Annotated in this window: 14 protein-coding genes; 7 read left to right on the top strand and 7 right to left on the bottom strand. The window is 41.2% G+C overall.

Going from position 1 to position 16,042, the window contains the following annotated elements; translation table 11 throughout:
* Positions 1-632: 632 nt before the first annotated feature.
* The 4 genes from bchE (at position 633) to AACS98_RS04080 (ending at position 6,199) form a co-directional block, all read left to right on the top strand.
* Complete coding sequence (gene bchE, locus AACS98_RS04095; protein WP_066376651.1) at positions 633-2,228, top strand: magnesium-protoporphyrin IX monomethyl ester anaerobic oxidative cyclase; 1,596 nt, start codon at positions 633-635, stop codon at positions 2,226-2,228.
* A gap of 511 nt (positions 2,229-2,739) precedes the next feature.
* Positions 2,740-3,495 carry a TspO/MBR family protein gene (locus AACS98_RS04090; RefSeq protein WP_066376649.1) on the top strand — a complete coding sequence of 252 codons (756 nt, stop codon included), beginning with the start codon at positions 2,740-2,742 and terminating at the stop codon, positions 3,493-3,495.
* Between the two features lie 719 nt (positions 3,496-4,214).
* A complete protein-coding gene (locus tag AACS98_RS04085; protein ID WP_157087488.1) occupies positions 4,215-5,276 on the top strand; it encodes a reverse transcriptase domain-containing protein in 1,062 nt (353 codons plus the stop codon).
* 38 nt (positions 5,277-5,314) lie between these two features.
* Positions 5,315-6,199 carry a hypothetical protein gene (locus AACS98_RS04080; RefSeq protein WP_066376643.1) on the top strand — a complete coding sequence of 295 codons (885 nt, stop codon included), beginning with the start codon at positions 5,315-5,317 and terminating at the stop codon, positions 6,197-6,199.
* 184 nt (positions 6,200-6,383) lie between these two features.
* Here the strand turns inward: AACS98_RS04080 and AACS98_RS04075 are convergent, their stop codons facing one another.
* Both AACS98_RS04075 and rimI read right to left on the bottom strand, forming a co-directional pair.
* Positions 6,384-8,855 (bottom strand): ATP-dependent Clp protease ATP-binding subunit, encoded by a 2,472-nt coding sequence (locus AACS98_RS04075; RefSeq protein ID WP_066376642.1) that lies wholly within the window; start codon positions 8,853-8,855, stop codon positions 6,384-6,386.
* Positions 8,856-9,341: 486 nt separating this feature from the next.
* Positions 9,342-9,893, bottom strand: coding sequence for a ribosomal protein S18-alanine N-acetyltransferase (gene rimI, locus AACS98_RS04070; RefSeq protein WP_066376640.1), 552 nt, complete (start codon positions 9,891-9,893; stop codon positions 9,342-9,344).
* 92 nt (positions 9,894-9,985) lie between these two features.
* Here rimI and lysA point away from each other — a divergent pair, with 92 nt between their 5' ends.
* The 3 genes from lysA (at position 9,986) to AACS98_RS04055 (ending at position 13,157) form a co-directional block, all read left to right on the top strand.
* The gene (gene lysA / locus AACS98_RS04065; protein WP_066376639.1) at positions 9,986-11,389 is read left to right on the top strand and encodes a diaminopimelate decarboxylase; all 1,404 of its coding nucleotides are present in this window, start codon (positions 9,986-9,988) and stop codon (positions 11,387-11,389) included.
* Positions 11,390-11,487: 98 nt separating this feature from the next.
* The gene (gene cdaA, locus AACS98_RS04060) at positions 11,488-12,411 is read left to right on the top strand and encodes a diadenylate cyclase CdaA (RefSeq protein WP_066376638.1); all 924 of its coding nucleotides are present in this window, start codon (positions 11,488-11,490) and stop codon (positions 12,409-12,411) included.
* The gene (locus AACS98_RS04055; RefSeq protein ID WP_066376637.1) at positions 12,408-13,157 is read left to right on the top strand and encodes an isoprenyl transferase; all 750 of its coding nucleotides are present in this window, start codon (positions 12,408-12,410) and stop codon (positions 13,155-13,157) included. The genes cdaA and AACS98_RS04055 overlap by 4 nt, the downstream gene beginning before the upstream one ends.
* An 80-nt stretch (positions 13,158-13,237) precedes the next feature.
* On the opposite strand, the gene AACS98_RS04050 is transcribed toward AACS98_RS04055, so the two are convergent.
* The 5 genes from AACS98_RS04050 to AACS98_RS04030 all read right to left on the bottom strand — a co-directional run bounded on the left by AACS98_RS04050 (position 13,238) and on the right by AACS98_RS04030 (position 15,603).
* Positions 13,238-13,510 carry a DUF3143 domain-containing protein gene (locus AACS98_RS04050; RefSeq protein WP_066376636.1) on the bottom strand — a complete coding sequence of 91 codons (273 nt, stop codon included), beginning with the start codon at positions 13,508-13,510 and terminating at the stop codon, positions 13,238-13,240.
* Positions 13,511-13,544: 34 nt separating this feature from the next.
* Positions 13,545-14,078 carry a J domain-containing protein gene (locus AACS98_RS04045; protein WP_066376708.1) on the bottom strand — a complete coding sequence of 178 codons (534 nt, stop codon included), beginning with the start codon at positions 14,076-14,078 and terminating at the stop codon, positions 13,545-13,547.
* Between the two features lie 423 nt (positions 14,079-14,501).
* Positions 14,502-14,966, bottom strand: coding sequence for a ferredoxin (locus AACS98_RS04040; RefSeq protein WP_066376633.1), 465 nt, complete (start codon positions 14,964-14,966; stop codon positions 14,502-14,504).
* Positions 14,966-15,352 carry a DUF1257 domain-containing protein gene (locus tag AACS98_RS04035; RefSeq protein WP_066376632.1) on the bottom strand — a complete coding sequence of 129 codons (387 nt, stop codon included), beginning with the start codon at positions 15,350-15,352 and terminating at the stop codon, positions 14,966-14,968. The genes AACS98_RS04040 and AACS98_RS04035 overlap by 1 nt, the downstream gene beginning before the upstream one ends.
* Before the next feature lie 41 nt (positions 15,353-15,393).
* Positions 15,394-15,603 (bottom strand): DUF2997 domain-containing protein, encoded by a 210-nt coding sequence (locus AACS98_RS04030; protein ID WP_066376631.1) that lies wholly within the window; start codon positions 15,601-15,603, stop codon positions 15,394-15,396.
* Positions 15,604-16,042: the final 439 nt, after the last annotated feature.

Below are 16,042 nucleotides of genomic sequence, written 5' to 3'. Positions count from 1 at the left end.
TTTATCTTCTCAAGGAAGAACCCGCGCCGCCATCCCACTTCCTGGGACAGTTTGATTGCTTTTCGTCTTACTCGCCTTGGATTTACGACAATGGTCAACCAGCTAGGTTTTCAGATTCCCCGATCTACCGATTTATCTGCGGCAAGGTTCGTACACCTACTTTGAAGTTAGCCTGTCTGTTCAATACGGTCGGGTGGGTTGTCAACCATCTGTATTCTACCGTAGATTTGACGACTTCTCATACATCTTTGACAGTCTTTCCTACGGAAAAATTGCTCAAAGATGCTATCGTCGTCGTCCGACTTATATCCCCACCTAAAATTCTTATAGGTGGGGACTTACGCCGATTTTGTTAAATTTTGAAAAATTTTCTTTATTGCCACAGCTTTATAGCTTTATAGTTATATAAGTAAATATCTTTAACCAAAAATTTACAAGACAAAAAATTGCGTAATCACCAATTTTTCCGAGCAATTGAATTGGTAAGTTTTTGCATACTTATTTCATCTCTTCTTGATTAGCAAAAATTTATCCATAAGTCTTTGTCTCTTGTGAATTTGGTAGCAACAAAGCTGTTGAAAGCAAAAGATTTTCCATCGTTAATTCCTCTGGTAAGAATTGGGAGGTAGATTATGCGGATTATGATGATTCAACCCAATTATCATTCAGGTGGCGCGGAAATTGCCGGAAATTGGCCGCCTAGTTGGGTTCCTTATGTGGGTGGAGCGTTGAAGACTGCTGGCTTTACCGACATTCGGTTTGTCGATGCCATGACTGATTATATTGCTGATGATGCGTTAGCGGAGATAATCAAACAGTATCAGCCGGATATCGTCTTGGCAACGGCGATTACACCGATGATTTACCAATCTCAAATTACTTTGAAGATTGTGAAAGAAGTTTGTCCTGAAGCTAAGACTGTTATGGGTGGGATTCATCCTACCTATATGTATAGTGAAGTTCTTAATGAAGCCCCCTGGGTAGATTATATTATTCGGGGGGAAGGGGAAGAGATTACAGTTAATTTGGTGAGAGCGATCGCTAATGGTACAGTGGAGAGCGATCGCCGTAATATATTAGGTATTGCCTTTTTAGAAGATGGGCAAGTCATCGCTACACCAGCCCATCCGCCTATCGCTGATTTAGATACCCTCACCCCTGATTGGAGTCTGTTAGATTGGAGTAAATATATTTATACGCCTCTGAATGTGCGCGTAGCTGTTCCCAACTATGCTAGAGGATGTCCTTTTACCTGTCGTTTTTGTTCTCAATGGGCGTTTTGGCGTAAATACCGTTCTAGTAGTCCCAAGAAATTCGTTGATCAAATTGAAATCTTGGTGAAACAACACAAAGTAGGGTTTTTCATTTTAGCTGATGAAGAACCAACTATTAACAAACCCAAGTTTATCGCTTTATGTAACGAGTTGATAGAACGCAATTTAGGCGTTTACTGGGGTATCAATACTAGGGTGACAGACATATTGCGGGATGAGAAAGACTTACCACTTTACCGCAAAGCTGGGCTGGTTCATGTTTCCTTGGGAACAGAAGCAGCAGCCCAGTTAAAGTTGAATTTGTTCCGTAAGGAAACGACTATCGAACAAAATAAACGGGCGATTCAACTGTTGAAAGAAAATGGTATGCTGGCTGAGGCTCAATTTATCATGGGTTTGGAGAATGAAACACCAGACACAATTGAGGAAACTTATAGAATGGCTTTGGATTGGAAAGCTGACATGGTGAACTGGAATATGTTTACCCCTTGGCCATTTTCCGAATTGTTTCAAGATTTAGGCGATCGCGTAGAAGTTCGGGATTATTCACAGTATAACTTTGTCACGCCCATCATGAAACCCGACGCAATGGAACGGGAGGATGTTCTCAAAGGAGTGTTGCGAAATTACGCCCGTTTTTACCTCCGCAAATCCTTTGAATATTGGTTTGAGAAAGATCCCTTTAAGCGCAAATATCTTTTAGGTTGCTTGAAGGCTTTTGTCAAGACAACTCTTAACAAACGGTTCTACAACCTGCAACGAGTGAAGTACAAGGGTTTACAAACCGAAATTGAGTTAGGCTTTGATGAGTCGAAGATACTCACCCGCGAACAAATTGCCCAACGCAAGCAAGAACATCCAGAATTAATGGCAGATGTGAATTTTACAGGCAACATTTCCGCCTGTGGCGCACCCAACGATTTACCAGAATTTGTTGAACAAGAACAAACTTAACCTAGTTTCCGTAGTCATCGAGTTCGTAGTAAGGACTTTAGTCCTTATTTGAGAGGATGTTTGGAAACCCGCACAGTAAGAAACCCCTCTCCAAACCCTCCCCTGTAAATGTAGAGACGTTGCATACAGCGTCTTTACATTTACACCCCCCTTCTCTACAAGGGAATGGGGGTTATACCGTTTCTTAATGTAGCTTGCGTGGCGTAGCCATAGATGCACTTTATTCTGCGCTATGGAGACGTTGCATGCAACGTCTCTACATTGTTTTTCCGTGCAACTTCATAGAGAATTGGTATTAGGGGGTTAGGTTTGAGAGATTTTGTTGTTAACAATAATACTATTCAAACATCCTGTTAGGACTAAAGTCCTTACTACAAACCTGATTAAATAAACCTGCACTGGATACTATAAATTTTACCCTGCTGATTACTTTCGCAATTCTTTTTTATCGTCACAATATCATATAATAAATTCTTGATCAGAATTAAAAAATCCTGGCAATCTGTTAATTATGAATCAAACCAATAACACTGGAATACTTGAAAAGTTTGTCAACACAGTCATGGGGGTAAAAACTGAAAATCAACAACCGTCTGTAGATAAATCAATAGCCACTACACAAGAATTAGACATCAAAGCAGTGATAGTTTATAAACTAGGAACTATCCTGCAAATAGGAGTGATGATTCTTGTATTACTGGGAATGGAAAAATTAATCATGTTGATTGATAACAATGCTTCTTTTCCCAGTTGGTTTAGTACCGTAGTAACTGGATTATTTTTTGCTCTCTTAAGTCTTCGTTCCCGAATTTTTTCCCTTTTAGATAATACCCGTTCTCGTAAAACTTATGACCAAGTTATCAGACCAAGATGGTCTCCACCACCATTAGCATTTCCTATAGTTTGGATGATAATAGCAGTTTTGCGGGTAATTTCTTCTGTCTTAGTTTGGCAGGAAATGAACCATCAATTTTTAGTGTTGCCGTTAATTCTGTTTGCCGTACATCTGGCTGTAGGGGATACTTGGAATACAATTTTTACAGTAGAACGCAGATTAGGTGCTGCTGTTCCTGTAGTGATTTTAGGCCCTTGGTTATCTGCTTTAGTTGTGACTGCAATTTATTGGCAAACTAATCCTGTAGCGGGGGTGATTTTATCTTTCTCTTGTGTATGGCTAACTGTAGCTGCTGCCTTAGTGTTTAGAATTTGGCAATTAAATGGATCTGAGCCATTGTATCCTTTAAAGTTAACACCTGTGGAGCAATAAATACTCAAAATTTAGTTTGAGAGGAGAGCAAGGAAAGATATCAGTTAATTTTTGAGTAACACATTCAAGATATATGATAAACGGTAGGGAAAAATTAATTCTCTACCATTTAATTTACCATTTATGATATCAATTATTTGAGTTAATGGTCATGCGATACCTACGGTAAGCTACCGCTAACGCACTACCCCACAAACAGCCATACCAAAAGTCAGCTAACGCACTTCAAGATATGCGATCGCGCTACTCCACAAATAGCCATACCAAAAGTCAGCTAACGCACTTCAAGATATGCGATACCTTCGGTAAGTTCGCTAACGCAATATCTCTTACTGTAAAATTATTTGATTAAGTGTTTCAAATTTTGCAAATTTTGCACTTGACTATTTAGGTACATTTAGCTGTAAAATGTATGGCAGCTAGATGTAAACTATCAAGTTCAGATGATTGCTTATACTAGCTAATTAAATCACTTGCGGGAACAAGTATTGATTTCCGTTGTTGATCCTGCGACGGTGTATTTCACGGTTAGCTTTACGAGGACTCTGTTCTTCTGAATTGACTCCTTTTCCTTATCCGAATAGGCGAGAATACACCCGTAAGTGATATTTCTTATCAATTCTTCAATGTAAGAATATGTATAACATTTATATTCATGCTCATTCTAAATATGATTATTCTCTAACAAATAGCCGATTAAGGATGATTTAGTAGACAAAGTGAAAGACAGTTTTAAGTTAATTCTCACAGATAACCCTGAATCTTTACGAGAAAAATTTTATTCTCTCAAACAACCATCTGATATAGCTGATCTTTTAGAAGTTTCCTATCCTCGTCTGGTTTATCATATATATATTGTTGACCCTAACGAGCGTTATAAAACTTTTGAAATTCCAAAAAAGTCTGGTGGTGTTCGTCAAATCTCAACTCCGGTAACTGCGCTTAAAATTATCCAAAGAAAACTTAATCAAGTTTTACAAGCAGTTTATGAGATAAAGCCATCTGTACATGGGTTTGTCATGGGAAAAAATATTGTAACTAATGCTCAAGCCCATGCCAAGAAACGCTATGTTTTAAACATTGATTTAAAAGATTTTTTCCCTTCTATTAATTTTGGTAGGGTGCGGGGTATGTTCATGGCTACCCCCTACGGGTTACATCCAGAAGTTGCTACAGTTTTAGCGCAAATCTGTTGTCATAACAACCAGTTACCTCAAGGCGCACCAACTTCACCAATAATTACTAACATGATTTGTGCCAAGATGGATAGTCAATTGCAGAGGTTGGCTAAAGAATGTAAAGCTACCTATACAAGATATGCGGATGATATTACTTTTTCGACAACCTTACCTAAATTTCCTAGCAATTTGGCATATATAGCGAATGACGAAGATGGAGAAAAATTAAATATTGGCGATAATTTACTACAAATCATTAGTGAAAATGGATTTGAGATAAATGAGCATAAAGTTAGATTACAAATCAAAGGAACTCATCAAGAAGTAACGGGATTAACAACAAATATTTTTCCTAATGTTGATCGCAATTATGTGCGTCAGGTTCGTGCTATGCTTCATGCCTGGGCTAAATTTGGGCTTGAGGCTGTAGAAAATGAATATCAAGAGAAATATGAAATTAAAAGTAGATTTACTCAGAAAGAGCAACATAGTTTCAAGCAAGTGCTTCTAGGTAAAATAGAGTTTATTGGTATGGTAAAAGGAAAGAATGATGCTATATATCAAAAATATATGAAGCAATATAAAATATTAGCAAATTTATAAACAAATATAATCTTGTAAAAATAGGCAAATATTAATAAATGGACACAAGAATTCAAATTATTTTAGAACAAATTAATTTTAATTTAAAAAGTATATCTTCATATATAGAAAAATTATCCACAGAAGAAATTAAAATAGACGACGATAAAATACATTTAGTTGATTATTCAATTCATAAATGGTTAAATACATTAGATAATAAGGAATTGAAAAATAGGCTTGAGGAATATAACAAACAATCAGCTAATGATATTATCAATGATAACTTTGTAGAATTTTGCCGTCATATATACCTACAAATAGAAAGTTTACTTGATAAATTTACAGAAATTAATTACTATGGAAATACACAAGATATTAACTATACTAAAATCAAGAAAGTAAAAGATTTTTTTAAAGTTGTAAGAGGTGGAGAGCAATTTTTTAAATCTTATGAAGATAAAGAATTTAAAACCATTACTTACATCATGGATATTAGAGATATTGCTAGTCATGCAGATAGTAATGGTAAATTACTAAAAGAAAGAGTTGAAGCTAAAGGTAAATCTATAAAAATTAGACTCCAAAATTTAAATAACAATATTTCTCAAGAATCTATACAAAATATATTTTCTGAATTTGTAATTAATAAAAATAAAAATTTCCTGAAAATTACGGTTAAACCAGATGATAAGGGATTGCAATATGCTTACATTACACTTTTTAACTTGAATGATAAATATTTAAACCCCGAATCAGTTATCAACTATATTTCAACTAATTTAAATCTATTAAGATACCGCTTAGGCAATAGTGTTAAAGTTTATCCAACTAAAGAACAGCCTATTAATGAACTTAAGATATTTTTTGAAAAAAAAGACTATCAAGAGATAAAGCAAATACTTAATTGGTTTATTCAGCAAATAGGTAATTACCTAGAGTGAAAATATTTAAAATCATATTCTGTTAAATTTATCCGAAATACTCGACTACTCGGCTTAAATTAGAAAACTTGTAGATAATCTCTTTCCGCTCTTTGCGCCTTTGCGCCTTTGCGTGAGACAAAAACAAAAAAACGGCGGAGAACCGAAATCCTCCACCGCTTATTTAATAATTAAAAAATTCTAACTAAGACTCAACACCTTGGGGTAACAATTCCCGACGCTGTTGAGAAGAAACTTGCACATTCCCATTCTCATCAACATCAACAAAGGCGACATCGCCATCTTTGATGCGACCAGACAGAATTTCTTCCGCCAAGCTATCTTCTAACAGGCGCATAATTGCCCGGCGTAATGGTCTTGCACCGTAGCTGGGACTGTAACCTTCTTGAATGAGTCTGTCTTTGAAGCGATCGCTTACTTCTAAAGTTATACCTTTTTCTGTCAAGCGACCAAATACTTCCTTGAGCATAATATCCGCAATTTCGGTAACTTCGGCTTTGCTCAATTGACGGAAGACGATAATCTCATCCAGACGGTTGAGGAACTCAGGACGGAAGTATTGCTTCAGTTCTTCGTTCACCAAGTTCTTAATCCGGTTGTACTGAGATTCGCTTTGGTCTTCGCCAAACTCGAAGCCAATACCGCCACCACCTTTTTCAATTACCTTAGAACCGATGTTGGAAGTCAAAATCAGCAAGGTGTTCTTGAAGTCAACGGTGCGTCCTTTCGCATCTGTTAACCGACCGTCTTCTAAAATTTGCAGCAGCATATTGAAGACATCGGGGTGGGCTTTTTCGATTTCGTCGAACAGCACCACAGTGTAAGGACGACGGCGCACAGCTTCGGTTAATTGTCCGCCTTCGTTATAACCAACGTAACCTGGAGGCGAACCGATTAATTTGCTGACGGTGTGGCGTTCCATGTACTCGGACATATCCAAGCGAATCATCGCTTCTTCAGAACCGAAGAAGTAAGAAGCCAAGGATTTCGCCAACTCGGTTTTACCTACACCAGTCGGCCCGGAGAAGATAAAGCTAGCAATCGGTCGATTGGGATTTTTCAAACCGACACGCGCCCGACGGATAGCCCGTGAAACTGCTTTCACAGCATCTTCTTGACCGATGAGACGCTGATGCAAGGTGTCTTCCATGTGCAGCAGCTTCTCAGATTCGGATTCGGTGAGTTTGTTCACCGGTACGCCTGTCCAGGAAGCGACGATGTGCGCGATGTCTTCTTCTGTAACAACGGGTTCTACTCCGTCACCGCCCGCGCCGTTGGTCTTGCTTTGGGCAATAGCCCGGATTTCGGCTTTGATTTCCATTTCGCGATCGCGCAGTTCCCCGGCTCGGTCAAAGTCTTGGGAACGGACAGCATCATCTTTTTCTTTTAAGATTTGGCGCAGTTCTTTATCTAACTCTTTAGCTGCGGGGGGTAGTTGAGAGTTAATCAACCGCACACGAGAACCAGCTTCATCAATCAAGTCGATGGCTTTGTCTGGCAGATAGCGATCGCTAATATAACGATCAGACAATTTCGCCGCCGCCACTAAAGCTTCATCGGAGATTTTCAGTTTGTGGTGTTGCTCGTAGCGATCGCGCAAACCATATAAAATTTCTATTGTTTCATCGACGGAAGGCTCACCTACCATCACTGGTTGGAAGCGACGTTCTAACGCTGCATCCCGTTCAATATGCTTGCGGTATTCATCCAAGGTTGTCGCGCCGATGCACTGCAATTCACCTCTGGCCAAAGCTGGCTTGAGGATATTCGCCGCATCAATCGCCCCTTCGGCTGCACCTGCACCAATGAGGGTGTGAACTTCGTCTATTACCAGAATTACATTACCCGCCTGACGAATCTCATCCATGATTTTCTTCAGACGTTCTTCAAATTCACCCCGGTATTTCGTCCCTGCAACCAGCAAACCGATATCGAGGGTAACGACACGCTTATCTTCTAAGATGTCGGGGACATCTTTGTTAGCAATGCGTGTTGCCAAACCTTCAGCGATCGCGGTTTTACCAACCCCAGGTTCCCCAATCAATACAGGGTTATTTTTTGTCCGGCGACCCAAAATTTGAATTACACGCTCGATTTCCTTGGCGCGTCCCACCACCGGATCAAGCTTGTTATCCGTAGCCATTTGAGTCAGGTTCGAGCCAAACTCATCCAAAGTTGGCGTTTTGGTGCGTCCAGATTGACCTGTCGCGGAAACCTCGGCGGTTTCGCCCAACATCCGAATGACTTGGGTTCTGACCTTAGATAGATCCACCCCCAGGTTTTCTAGCACCCTGGCTGCCACACCTTCCCCTTCCCGGATCAGGCCCAACAGCAGATGCTCGGTGCCAATGTAGTTATGCCCTAATTGGCGCGCTTCTTCTAGGGATAGTTCTAGAACCCGCTTTGCCCGTGGCGTAAACGGAATTTCCACGGCCACAAAGCCCGAACCCCGGCCTATAATTTTTTCAACTTCAATACGGGCATCTTTGAGATTGACACCCATTGATTTCAACACCTTGGCCGCAACTCCTGTGCCTTCACCAATCAGACCTAGGAGGATCTGTTCGGTTCCCACAAAGTTGTGACCTAAACGGCGGGCCTCCTCTTGGGCCAACATGATTACCTTAATGGCTTTTTCTGTGAAGCGTTCAAACATGGCATTTTTCCCATCACCTGCGTCGTGCCGGTACGCTGATTTTAGCACAGGCCAACCTTGAGGATGTCTGTATAAAGATTATAAACATCCAGGAACTATCACCAAAGTTGATGGGTTAACAATTATTTAGTTATGGCTTGATGCGAGGCTACTGTACTGAGGAGTTTGAATTTATCAGCCTTTTTGGGCTTGCGTCACATACAACAGTCTGCTCAATGGAAAATTTTATTAAACAGTCACAAATATTTATTGTTAGCACAGATGTGCGTTGAAAATCCAGATTTTTGCTCAATCAATATATTATTTAAAATTATTTTTTTTCTTCTATTAAAAATTTTAATAAGTAAAAATATTTAAAAATCCGGTCACTCTCCAATCACTAGGGTGCTGGCGACTCGGATTTTTTGGGAATAGCCTGAGTATTTATACTTAGAATGCCTGGAATTTGCTCTGATGACACAACAGACTTGTTTGCCAGCCTTGTAATTAGATCAGCAAATCCCACGTAGATTTTTCCAGGTGAGAATTAATCATGCTGCGCCAGTGCTGCGATTTTTCTGCAAATGAAGGTGCTTGTAAGTCAGAAAGCCAGAGAATTAAAGCATCTTCGCCGTTATCTTGGTAATAACGCCGTCGTCGCCCAGCTGTTTTGAACCCAAATTTTTGATATAAAGATATTGCTGCTAAGTTAGAAGCCCTAACTTCCAGGGTAGCTCGCTCCAGACCGCGATCGCCAGCAGTTTGTAGCAGGAAATATAACAAAGCCTGCCCCAAACTTCGACGCTGATATTGGGGATGAACTGCCACAATAGTAATATGGGCTTCGTCTAAAATCGACCAAAAGCACCCCATACCCAGCAATTTGCTGCTAGAGTTAGGGGAAAATATTCCCAGTAAATCACTATTCGGACTATCTAACTCACGTTGGTAGCCCTCCATAGTCCAAAGTCCGCCAAAACAAGCTTGATCAAGTTCGAGTATGGCGTTGATATCCTCTAAAGTCAGAGATTTAAATTTTAAGTTAGAAAATAAGACCACTTTTATTAGGATAAGGTTACAAACCCTTTGTAAACTGGGATTGGGTACTAATTCACGCCCATAAATTAAACAAGGACAACTTATTTATAGTTATGGTATCAACTCACCCTGCTGAGGTTCAAAATGCTGGTACTCAGTATTTACCTCAAAGGCGCAACACAAGTACAAATATTTCGCCCAACCAGGAACTTTTACCTTTAACTGCCAAAGTTAATAGTAACGACAACCTGGAAATTGGTGGGTGTGATGTCACAACTTTAGTTGAGCAGTTTGGTTCACCTCTATATATCTTAGATGAAGCCACCCTGCGAACAGCTTGTCAACAATACCGAGATAGCTTTAAAAAATATTATCCTGGCGAATCTCAGGTATTGTACGCTTCCAAAGCCTGGAGTTGTTTGGCGGTTTGTGCGATGATCGCCTCAGAAGGTTTAGGAATTGATGTGGTTTCTGGGGGTGAACTCTACACCGCTTTGACGGCTGGGATGAGTCCTGAAAAAATTTACCTCCACGGTAATAATAAATCCCGTGCTGAACTGACTTTAGCAATTGAGTCTGGTGTCACCATTGTGGTCGATAACTGGTATGAATTGCATACCTTGGTGGAGATATTGAAGGCAATGTCTGTACCATCAACCCGGATTATGCTGCGATTGACACCAGGGATTGAATGTCATACTCATGAATACATCCGCACCGGACACCTAGACAGCAAGTTTGGCTTTGATCCCAACGATTTGGGCGAGGTGTTTGAGTTTGTGAGCAAGCAACCAACTTTAAACTGTGTAGGTGTACACGCTCATATTGGTTCGCAAATTTTCGAGCGTCAACCACATCAAGATTTAGGGGCTGTGATGGTACAGTGGCTCAGGGATGCAGCCAAGTATGGTTTAAATCTCACTGAATTAAATGTTGGTGGTGGTTTGGGGATTAAATATGTAGAATCGGATGATCCCCCAAGCATTGAAGAGTGGGTGAAAGCGATTTGTGAGGTAGTACAAGCCGCTTGTGCAGCCGAAAATCTGCCTTTACCCAAGTTATTGTCTGAGCCTGGGCGATCGCTGATTGCGCCAGCTTGCGTGACTGCCTACACTATCGGCTCATCTAAAACTATACCAGAAATTCGTACCTACGTCGCCATTGATGGCGGTATGTCTGACAATCCCCGTCCGATTACCTATCAGTCAGTTTATCGCGCCGTCGTTGCCAACAAGTTGTCTGCGCCCATCACAGAAACAGTCACAATCGCTGGTAAGCATTGTGAATCTGGGGATATTTTAATTAAAAATGCCCAACTGCCAAAAACTGAAGCTGGGGATATTCTCGTAGTTATGGGAACTGGTGCTTACAATTACAGTATGGCATCCAACTATAACCGCTTACCCCGTCCGGCAGCTGTTGTAGTCGCCGATGGCGAAGCAAACTTAATTTTGCAACGCGAAACATATCAAGATTTAATTCGACAAGACTGCTTACCTGAAAGATTAAAGAGTTAGTCTTGAGTCCTTGGTCATTAGTCATTAGCCAAGTACCAATGACTAATGACTAATGACTAACGACAGTTGACTAAAGTTACAAGAGTAATCCAGATGTCATGAGAGATTGGTGGAAGCAATGGCTGGTAAACCTGGGATGGTCTCAGTCCTTGCTGCTGGGGACTCTGGATATTGTATTTGTGCTGACGCTAACTTACATGATATTGGTTATTATCAGCGAGCGTCGGACACTGTGGATGGTGCGGGGCTTCATTGTGTTAATGCTAGCCTCAGCACTTAGCGGCAGATTTGGTCTACCACTGTTAAATTTTGTTCTAGAAAAGTTGGTGATTGGTTGTGCTGTAGCTATGGCCGTGGCTCTCCAGTCAGAATTCCGGCGATTTTTGGAACAATTGGGACGTGGTGAATTTCGGCAGCTATTTCAACCATCTAATCTTACTATTCCCAAGTCTGATAGTGTAATTGATGAAATTGTGGAAGCGGTTAAAGAACTCTCGAAGAACCGAATTGGAGCTTTACTAATTTTAGAAACTACTGGCCCGATTGATGAGCGAGATTTTTCTGTGCCAGGGGTAAAGCTGAATGCGGACGTTTCTAAGGAACTGATACAGACGATTTTTCAGCCCAAGACTTTGTTACATGATGGGGCAACATTAGTCCGTGGCTCACGGATTGTATCTTCGGGTATAATTTTACCGCTTTCGGGACGCACAGCCTCGCGCCAGTTGGGTACACGCCACCGGGCAGCGATGGGAATTACTGAGCGAGTCGAAAATTGTATTTGTGTCGTTGTATCAGAAGAAACGGGTTCTATTTCCCTAGCGGAACGGGGAACCCTGAATAGGCCACTGACGATTAGGAAGCTGAAAGAGTCTTTAGAGGCTCGATTGTCACCCAGTGTAGATCGGGAAGCTGTCGCCCCTGGTTTGTTAAGCTTGGGTCGTCAGATTGGTAGTAAGGCAATAACACTGGTTTCACGTTTACTCGGATTATCCTCGACCGCTTCTCAAGACAAAAAATGACAATACAAAAAACTGAATTACAAGAATTGCCCCCTGATTTAAAAACAGAACTACTGCCAAAACACGTTGCAGTGATTATGGATGGCAATGGTCGCTGGGCTAAACGCCAAGGTCTACCCAGAATTATGGGTCATAAGCGAGGTGTAGATGCGCTTAAGGATTTGCTACGTTGCTGTAGGGATTGGGGAATTCAGGCATTAACGGCTTATGCTTTTTCTACGGAGAACTGGAAACGACCACAGGAAGAAGTAGATTTTTTGATGACTCTATTCCAGAGAGTTTTACGCCAAGAACTGCGGGAAATGGTCGAGGAGAATGTCCAGATTCAGTTTGTAGGTAATTTAGCAGCTTTGCCGCGATCGCTCCAAGAGGAAATTTCCCGGTCGATGGCAGAAACTCAGCACAATCGCGGTATCCGTTTTGCTGTGGCTACGAACTACGGCGGCAGACAAGAAATTTTACAAGCTTGTCGGGCGATCGCCGAAAAGGTGCAGCAAGGTATCTTAAAACCTGATGACATCTCCGAAGAAATCTTTGAACGTCATCTTTACACAGCCGGAATTGCTGATCCTGATTTGTTAATCCGTACCAGTGGAGAAATGCGCCTCTCCAATTTCCTCCTCTGGCAGATGGCTTATGGCGAAATATATATTACTGATACCCTCTGGCCAGATTTTGACAGGGTGGAATTTCATCGCGCCTTGTGTGCGTATCAAAAAAGGGAGCGACGATTTGGGAAAGTTTAGGGATGGGGGACTGGAAGGGACTCTTGACTGGGGACTGGGAAATAATTTCTTCCTCATCTCCCCCATCTCCCTCATCTGCCTCAAGGGCCTGAAAACACAGCTTGTTCAATATCTTCCCGGCTGAGGGAATATTTAAAGGCGCGTTGGATATCTTGTCCATTCTCTCCCGCTTGGATATATCGGACGACAATTTGCTCAATATCTAGCCACAGTTCGGCTTGCCAATCAGGCTTTTGTACACGCCAGCAATGAAGTTGTGTTTCATCTTGTTGACAACCTTGCTCTCTTAACCACTGCTCAATTTGTGGCAGAGGATGACTGTATAAAGGGGTATCAGAGGGAATAATAGCCATAAAAATTTTAAAATTCAAACTTCAAAGTTCAAAATTAAGCCCAATAGTTGTGAATTTCCAAGTGATTATTTGATGATAATGTTGGGGAAATTGACTGTTGGAGTGTAGCCGTTGGTTGTGGTAGCTGGGTTTGTAAAGGTTTATCTCCACGAATTACGCCAATGGTAATTGCTAGCAGCAAACAACTAACAAACGTGATGCCCAAAATAAATAAGGCGAAAATTTCACCAGAGGAGAGGGGGCGATCGCTCGCATCCAAATAAGCTGATTTTGAGTAATCATAAGCATAGGATACCGGACGATTGAGATCAGCTGGTGCTTGAATTACTCCAAAACGAGAATAGCCAATTTTGATGTCGTAATTTAAACGCCGTTCGGGATTGCTCAAAGTGGCATAAGCTTCGTTGATTTGCTGAAATTTTGGCGTAGCAACCGCAGCCGGTAATTCTGTAGTGTCGGGATGATAACGTTTGCTTAGTTTCCGATAAGCGCGGCGGATATCAATTACTGATGCTGAGGGATGCAGCCCTAGCAAGGAGTAATAGTTGGGTTGACTGCTGTGCCGCATTGCCCCGTTCTGATTCACAGCTGTTTGATTCACTTTGCAATCAAGTTTTTTCTAATATTTTGACATAATCCCATCTGGATACAGCAGGGAACAGGGAACTCTTCACAGGGAATAGTCGTAAATCCTGCCCGAATCATGGGTATGAGCCGCCTAAATTTATTGATAAAAGGTAGTGCTAGAAAAAATACGTCCGTTTCAAATCCCCTAATTTTCATGATGGGGATTTCCCTGTTCCCTGTTCCCTGTTCCCTGTCACCTGTTCCCTATTCCCTATTCCCTATTCCCTGTCACCCCCTGTTCCCTGTTCCCTGTCACCTGTTCCCTGTTCCCTTTTAATGTAAACAACCGACAGTTGTTAGCCCATGAGACAACAAAAGGACTGGTAAAACCAGTCCTATATTTTATATCTTTAACATTTGCTGTTTAAGAATGAGCTTGTTTGTTCTTTAATGAGTTTTGCTTTTTGCGCCGCTTTTGCGCTTCCACAACTGCCTTTTCTACCGGATAGCCAACCACAGGAATAACTTGATATTTGCGCTCTGCTTCTAAGTTTCTCAGTTCCGTGTAATCCACCCAATGAATGCAATCAACCGGACAAGTGTCAATTGCTTCTTGAATAACTTCTTCCGCGTCCCCGTCTTGGCGAATTACACGCGATCGCCCATAATCTGGTTCAATATAAAACGTATTACGGGCAACATGAGCGCAGTGCTTACAGCCAATACAGGTGATTTCGTCTACATAAACACCTTTTTGGCGCAGCATTCCCCCTAATTCCGGTTCTAATCCTGAACGTTCTGGTGCATCTCTTAAGAAACCACCTAGTTCTGGCTCGAACCCGGAACGATTTTCATCTTGTGCTTCCGGAGAGGGCAGAAAATCAGCCATTACGCACTCCAGCGTTGTACAACTAAGCGTATCGAACCATCGTCATTTTTTTGTTGTTCGGTAACTTGAAACCCTACCCGTGCTGTTTCTTTCATGACTGTTTGGAAAGCATAACGTTGGGTAATTTGGCGCAAGAAACCGTCCACAGATAAATTTTGCTGCCAGTATTGTAAGTCAGCAACTAGCTCATATTCTTTGCCATTCCATCTAAAGCCGATGTCATAGCCGTTATCCTGCTCAATAGTGATTTCCGCAGGATGAGTTTGTCCGCGATAACCACGTACTTCGCGCGGGCCTGGTTTCCAATCTATGCCCAAGTCAGTGAGAGCATCTTTTAATGATTCCAAGTTACGGATTTGAGTTTTAATTTGGCTAAAGTGTGACATGGTGGTTGTAAAACTAATGACACTAAACTAAAGGTGAACACTTACCAATCGCTGTAAGTAGCTTGTGTATTCGCTACACCAGATTGCTGTACATTAGTGGCGAAAAATTCTGAGGTTGGCTCCTGACTAAGTACCTGCCCTAGCTGCGCCTCTATGGCTGCTGTAACTTCAGCACAAGAAGCTCCCACAATGCCAGTGACTTTCTCTTGTACTCGACCGTCTGGATAGATAATGAACTCTAATGTCTCCATGCTCTTGGCCAACCACGATAGTACGCTTGATTTGTACTGCCCTAGCAGCATACTAAATATTTAGCCCTAGGAACATTTCTACTTAGGAACAAAATTGCCATTTTTAAACTAATGTTCCATCTCTCAAAATAAATATCTCAGAATGTTTACAAAAATTATAAATTTTATAAGTCTACACATCTGTCATTAGTTAGTCTCTCTTAACCTGATCAATTAGTCAAGCTCAAAACTTAGCTGATGTAGTTAAGCTGCTATACCCTTGAAAATAGCCACTAGCGGTAGTATAGCGAGCTATGTGAACGATAAAACTCACAAGATTATTGAAAATTTTTATCATTATCATCAGATTAAACCTATCCATCCCAGAGGGGGATGAGGGGGATGAGGGAGTGGAGGAAGCAGGGGGGAGAAGAATTTCCCCATTTTTCCCTGCTCAATC

Source organism: Anabaena sp. CA = ATCC 33047, assembly GCF_963870205.1.
Classification (GTDB): Bacteria; Cyanobacteriota; Cyanobacteriia; order Cyanobacteriales; family Nostocaceae; genus Trichormus.
This window is presented reverse-complemented; position numbering and strand designations above follow the sequence as displayed.

Coding starts and splice junctions, on each gene's coding strand:
- cdaA (WP_066376638.1), top strand. CDS start 11,488: ATGAGAGATTGGTGGAAGCAATGGCTGGTAAACCTGGGATGGTCTCAG.
- AACS98_RS04045 (WP_066376708.1), bottom strand. CDS start 14,078: ATGCGGCACAGCAGTCAACCCAACTATTACTCCTTGCTAGGGCTGCAT.
- AACS98_RS04030 (WP_066376631.1), bottom strand. CDS start 15,603: ATGGAGACATTAGAGTTCATTATCTATCCAGACGGTCGAGTACAAGAG.
- AACS98_RS04050 (WP_066376636.1), bottom strand. CDS start 13,510: ATGGCTATTATTCCCTCTGATACCCCTTTATACAGTCATCCTCTGCCA.
- AACS98_RS04055 (WP_066376637.1), top strand. CDS start 12,408: ATGACAATACAAAAAACTGAATTACAAGAATTGCCCCCTGATTTAAAA.
- AACS98_RS04075 (WP_066376642.1), bottom strand. CDS start 8,855: ATGTTTGAACGCTTCACAGAAAAAGCCATTAAGGTAATCATGTTGGCC.
- AACS98_RS04090 (WP_066376649.1), top strand. CDS start 2,740: ATGAATCAAACCAATAACACTGGAATACTTGAAAAGTTTGTCAACACA.
- AACS98_RS04040 (WP_066376633.1), bottom strand. CDS start 14,966: ATGGCTGATTTTCTGCCCTCTCCGGAAGCACAAGATGAAAATCGTTCC.
- AACS98_RS04080 (WP_066376643.1), top strand. CDS start 5,315: ATGGACACAAGAATTCAAATTATTTTAGAACAAATTAATTTTAATTTA.
- bchE (WP_066376651.1), top strand. CDS start 633: ATGCGGATTATGATGATTCAACCCAATTATCATTCAGGTGGCGCGGAA.
- lysA (WP_066376639.1), top strand. CDS start 9,986: ATGGTATCAACTCACCCTGCTGAGGTTCAAAATGCTGGTACTCAGTAT.
- AACS98_RS04035 (WP_066376632.1), bottom strand. CDS start 15,352: ATGTCACACTTTAGCCAAATTAAAACTCAAATCCGTAACTTGGAATCA.